1 protein-coding gene is annotated in these 1,637 nt (G+C 47.5%); it reads right to left on the bottom strand.

The window, feature by feature from the left end; all coding sequences use genetic code 11:
- Positions 1-244: 244 nt before the first annotated feature.
- Positions 245-1,637: WD40 repeat domain-containing protein (locus HWQ67_RS17935; RefSeq protein WP_218254062.1), on the bottom strand; the 1,393-nt coding region annotated here is incomplete at its 5' end.

Raw genomic sequence — 1,637 nt, 5'->3', positions numbered from 1 at the left:
ACGCCTAAACCTAAGAAATTAACACTAAAAGACTTGGAGGTACTGGAGGTATCATGCTTAACTTAACACCTATGCCCTCCGCCCCCCTTCAGAACCCCCCGCAAGGGGACCAGTCCCCTTGACCCCGTTATGCGGAGGCTTGGTGGTTGAGTTGGGGGGTAGGTGGAGGTTTGGGGGGGAAGGATTAAGGGTCGTCCCGACCCTTCATCCGTTGCCTGCCTTCGGCAATGGGGGTGGGTGCAGGTTAGTTGTCAATTGCACCACGTTGCATAAGAAGTCGCCGATTGACATCCGACAACTCCGTTACGCCTTTGATCTTCACACCTCCACAGTAGAGGCGCGGGTTGGTCGTCCAGATGAGTCTGCCGGTGTCTGCATCCCAGACCTTGAGGGAATTATCCCAACTACCGCTAGCAATCTTTGTACCGTCCGGGCTTATTGCTACACTTTCAACAGAATTGCTGTGTCCTTGCAGAGTGTTAATCAAGTTGCCGGTGTCCATATCCCATATATGTAGCATGCTATCATTACCGCCGCTAATGATTTTAGTACTGCCCGCGCTGATTGCTATACAGTGAACAGTACCGTCGTGTCCTTGAAGAGTATTAAGCAGACTGCCGGTGGCCATATCCCATATGCGTAGGGTGTTGTCACTACTGCCGCTAATGATTTTCGTATCGTCCTGGTTGATTGCTATACAGTAAACAGCATCGTCGTGTCCTTGAAGAGTATTAAGCAGTTTGCCGTTAGACATGTCCCATATGCGTAGGGTTTTGTCTCTACTGCCGCTGACGATTTTCGTACCGTCCGGGCTGATTGCTACACTTTCAACAGAATTGCTGTGTCCTTGCAGTGTATTAATCATGCTGCCGGTGGTCATATCCCATATGCGTAGGGTTTTGTCACTACTGCCGCTGACGATTTTCGTACCGTCCGGGCTGATTGCTACACTTTCAACAGCATCGTCGTGTCCTTGAAGAGTGTTAAGCAGACTGCCGGTAGTCATATCCCATATGCGTAAAGTGTTATCACTACTGCCGGTAACTATTTTAGCACCATCTACACTAATTGTTACAATCCTATCAAATCTTTGAAGATATCTAAACAGCCTACCAGTAGCCATATCCCATATACATAGATTGCCATCATGACTTTTGGTAACAATTTTTGTACCGTCTACGCTGATTGATACAAAGGTAACGGAATTATTGTGTCCTTCAGGTGTATTAAGAATGCTGTCAGTGGGCATATCCCATATACGTATAATATTGTCCCAACCTCCACTAATGATTTTTGTACCATCCGTGCTTATTGCTATACTTTCAACAGAGTAGCCGTATAGTTCAAATATAGCAAGAAGGTTTCCTGTGGTCATGTCCCATATTCGTATTGTTCTATCCCCACTGCCGCTAACGATTTTCGTACCATCTGGGCTTATTGCTACACTGTTAACATTACCACCGTGTCCTTCCAGGGTCTTAAGCAACTTCCCGGTGGTCATATCCCATACCTTGACGGAATTGTCCCCACTGCCGCTAACGATTTTCGTACCGTCCGGGCTGATTGCTACGCTGTAGACCGAATTGCTGTGTCCTTCCAGGGTATTAATCAGGCTGCCGGTGGTCATATCCCATACC

Origin of the sequence: Candidatus Magnetobacterium casense (genome assembly GCF_019173545.1) — a bacterium.
GTDB lineage: Bacteria > Nitrospirota > Thermodesulfovibrionia > Thermodesulfovibrionales > Magnetobacteriaceae > Magnetobacterium > Magnetobacterium cryptolimnobacter.
The sequence above is the reverse complement of the archived record's forward strand: the minus strand, read 5'-3'. Positions and strand labels throughout refer to the sequence as shown.